Source organism: Bifidobacterium sp. W8104, from assembly GCF_016100735.1.
Lineage (GTDB): Bacteria > Actinomycetota > Actinomycetes > Actinomycetales > Bifidobacteriaceae > Bombiscardovia > Bombiscardovia choladohabitans.
In genome coordinates, this window is record NZ_JACFRW010000004.1 from 1 (window position 1) to 3,948 (window position 3,948).

1 protein-coding gene and 3 pseudogenes are annotated in these 3,948 nt (G+C 42.3%); 2 read left to right on the forward strand and 2 right to left on the reverse strand.

Annotated features, from left to right (window positions below):
• Positions 1–84, reverse strand: a pseudogene (locus H3U89_RS08595) (xanthine phosphoribosyltransferase); the annotation flags it as partial.
• Between H3U89_RS08595 and H3U89_RS08440 the strand changes: the two are divergent.
• Positions 55–510: pseudogene (locus tag H3U89_RS08440) on the forward strand (GMP synthase (glutamine-hydrolyzing)); the annotation flags it as partial. The pseudogenes H3U89_RS08595 and H3U89_RS08440 overlap by 30 nt on opposite strands.
• A gap of 978 nt (positions 511–1,488) precedes the next feature.
• A complete protein-coding gene (locus tag H3U89_RS08300; RefSeq protein ID WP_198180618.1) occupies positions 1,489–3,195 on the forward strand; it encodes an AIPR family protein in 1,707 nt (568 codons plus the stop codon).
• Positions 3,196–3,828: 633 nt separating this feature from the next.
• On the opposite strand, the pseudogene H3U89_RS08305 reads toward H3U89_RS08300, so the two are convergent.
• Positions 3,829–3,948 (reverse strand): annotated as a pseudogene (locus H3U89_RS08305) (xanthine phosphoribosyltransferase); the annotation flags it as partial.

Genomic DNA, 3,948 nt, shown 5'->3' on the forward strand with positions numbered 1-3,948 from the left:
GCGCAGGGTGCGGCCGCCCTCCTGGAAGCCCTTCTCCACGGCGATGCCGATGCCCTCGATGACGACCTTGGCATCATGGCAGATGATGAGGTACGGGCCATCGGCATCAAGCTGGGCTTGCCTAACGAGATAGTCTGGTGTCAGCCTTTCCCTGTCCTGGCTTGGGCATTCGCGTTATTGGCGAGATTGCTAAGGAGCGACTGTATCTTCTGAGAGAGGCCGATGCCATCGCTCTGGAGAAAATGACTAAGGCCGGTATAGAGGACATCTAGCAGTCCTTCTGCCCGAAGTCCATTCCGTTGGTGTACAGGGTTGATGAGCACGCGCCAAAGTTTCAGCTATCGTTCTGCGCTTTATCTAATCAGAGGATGCCACAACAACCGATTGGTCCATGTTTCCTTGACGATATGCTATCAGCCGCCTCCAAAAGGAAAGCATTCTCTGCTCTGGCATCAACAGTGTGGTTCGAATGTCACCTGCAAACCGCCGACAACCATTGAACGGGAATGATACGATACCACTCTTACATGTAATTCAACATTTGTACGTAATACAGTGTCAGACTCTCATATATATATAGATAAGCGGGCGACAGCAGGCTGTAGGATAGTCGGATATTTGATGATTCTTCTATTGAGTATGAGAAGAGACTCATTCTCCTCTGGGTTTAAGGGTTCTCTGCAATTCTCGGTTTAGACAACAAAGTGTGTGTAGTGGCGAAGAACAGTTTCTTGCGGTTTTAAGTAGCTAAAGATGATATTGCACTGCTATAGAGAGAAGCTGTCATCATCAAGACTGCCGAAGCTTTTCTGTAGTGGTTTGTAAGCATAGTGATCGTGAGTTTACGGTTTTGCAGCAGGCATCAATTCGATATTTGTTAATCCGTTGTGATCTATGAGTACTTTTATCAAAGTATGGGGAAATAAACAGATTGATTATAATTCTGTAGTAACTTTACCTATTTCGCGTATTACTGCAATCTTGGTTTTTTTCAGTGGTATCTGCTGATTTAGCGTCGAATCCGACTTTGAGCACTGGAATACCTACTCTTGAAATCATCTTATTATCTACAAGCTTGGATAGTGAATGCTGATACAACACTGTTTTATACCCACATATTGAAGCGAACGTTTGTGAAGAAAAATGACTTAGATTTTGGAGTAACGGTAGATTCTTATACAGATATATGTGAGCACATCCCCCGTTATCTGTTTCAAGGCTCCATCCTGCTTTATGTGGGGTCAGGTCGAGTCATCGCACGTTTGGCGACTATCGGTAGCTTTGTCTAGTCTAAATTCTGTAATTGCGGTTCAGTCTCGAATTTGTGTCTAAATGTGCTGTCTCCGAGTTTGAGTTTGCAAGTTGAGCTTTGCTCTTTATCATTAGTAGTATCCGTTCATGCAGTACCGATGGTCAATTATTGATATATTTATTGATATATTTTTGGATTTGTTTGGTAATCATGTTTAAATAGTTGTAACTACATACATGGAAGTAAGGGAAATGACCGGAAAACTAAATATGACACAGGCTACGATCCGTAACTTTGTCGAAAGTGAACGTTCTCGGATTGATAAGAATATGGGTGCTGATGAAGCTTTTGAACGAGTCGTTGCTCAGCAAGTTTTGACCCAGTATCTTCTCGATGATGACGAAGTAACAAGAGGTATGACCGATGGTGGGCTCGATGGCGGTTACGACGGAATATTTATATTCGTTAATGATACTCTTATGAACGGCGAAGATCCCAAATCTATTTCACTAGATAGCAAAAGCCAAATTGATATTCATCTTATACAATCAAAAAATCAGGCTCATTTTTCAGAAGCCATTGTTCAAAACTGGAAGGTTTCTTTTCCGAATCTTGTCGAGACAGACCAGCCGGATAAAGACAGGTACAATCAGGCAGTAATTGATCTCTTTGAACTTATAAGAATTATTTTAGAGCAAACTATCAAAAAACGACTTCAGGTTTCGATTCATTTCTGGGCGGTTTCTTTAGCTCTGAAAGTTCACCCAAATCTTTTGAAGCAGGCAGAAGAACTAAAGGAGCTTGTAGAATCCATCATCCCTTCCAAGAACACGTCTGTTCATGTGGATTTTGTAACAGCAAAGAACTTGTTTGAGCTGATTGAGGAAGCTCCCGATGAAACGGTTAGTTTAAAAGGTACAAAGGAACCTCTATGTCCTGATGAGTCAAGTGCGATATTGACTGTCTTGCTTGGAGATTATTTTTCGTTCATCACAGATGAAAAACAGAATCTTAAGAAATCTCTTTTTGAAGCGAATATTCGTGACTATCAAGGAAAAGTACATGTCAATAAAGCAATTCATGAAACACTCGAGAATAAGTCTGATATTGACTTCTGGTGGCTTAACAACGGAATCACAATTGTCGCTGATAAAGTGACACGAGATATGGGGAACTCAATTTCCTTGACTAATCCCAGAATTGTAAATGGACTTCAGACCTCCAATGAGATTGCTCAGTATTGTAAATCGGAAAAGAGCCTAGATGACAACAGAACAGTTCTTATTAAGTGCATCGCTTCAAGTGACCATGCGACTAGGGCTAAAATAATACAGGCAACAAATAACCAAACATCGATTCCTCCTGCATTCCTTCATTCGCTTGAGACTATACACTTACAGATAGAAAGATACTTTACTGACCGACATCTTCAGTATGATCGCCGGAAGAGCACCGGCAAAAACAACGGCTGGCCCGCGAAGGACATTATTTCTATTTCATTTTTGGGGCAATGTCTTATTTCAACGCTTCTTGGGCAGCCTGATTATGCGCGTGCTAGACCAGCACAAATACTTGGTGACGAAAAGAAGTACGCAAGGATTTTCAATGAGCACGTGCCATTGGAAGCGTACTATAGGCTAGCTCGAACAAGCGCTAATATAAAGCAGCTAATCAAAGGTTGTGGGCTGACACGAGGGGAACAAAATGATCTACTATTTCATACGATATATCTTTACTGTGCGAAGGATGCAGGTTCTTTGAAAGTAGGTTTGGAAGACCTTGTAAACTTGCATCAGCCTAAAGAGAAAGAATTTAAAGAAGTTGTCGATTTGGCAAAATCAGTTTATTTGGAAAACGGCGGAAATGCTCAAACTGCTAAAAATGCTTCATTCGTGGTGAAGCTTCAGGAAAGAGCAGCTGATAAGTGGGGACTTCGACAGTAAGCAGATAACAGGAAGCAGGGTTAAACTTTCAAAAAACTTAGGTTATCGGCATATTAAGGATGGGCATTGACTGTGATCTGATTGGTTTGGTCTGCATGAAAACGCGCAACAGACGCGAATCAGCTTCGAAGCTAAGTGGCTTAAGGGTTTAATCTTGTGTATCTTTGAAGTGACGTGATTCTACTTGACAGATTCGCACTGAGTTAGCTGAGTTATACAGAGTTGATTTGAGTATCTCTTCTTTTACTGGAGCTAAGAGCGAATAGAATTGTTCCGATATTTTTGCGTGAGAGATGTTTGATGGGTCTATTTATGACTCGAGATTTACTCGGTGTTTACACCGTTAAAGGGGCAGATGGTATTCCTGAGAAAGCCGGAGCCAAGAAGACTATTATCCAAATATGCTAAAGGACTCCCAAATTCGAACAGGCACTATATTTGCACTATGTATGGAGTCAAACATCGCTTTGGACGTGTATGAGAGGATTGTACTGCCAAATTGATGAGAGCAATTATACTGTAATGCCGTCGTGAGGCAAGTGAACTCACCAGAAAAAGCGTCAAAACAGTCAGGTGGAGTGATCCACCTGACGCAAGTTGTTGCTTCTAATCGGCTCTAACGAAAAGAGTGTTTCAATTCTCATTGTGAGCAAAGGTGATGGTGCCCTGGTCCGGGTCCATGCTTTCCACGATGGCCAGGGACTTGAGGTTGTAGCCCTCTTTGCGCAGGGTGCGGCCGCCCTCCTGGAAGCC

Bases quoted from the DNA above. Each gene is read 5' to 3' on its own strand.
- H3U89_RS08300 (WP_198180618.1), top strand. From the start codon at position 1,489: ATGGAAGTAAGGGAAATGACCGGAAAACTAAATATGACACAGGCTACG.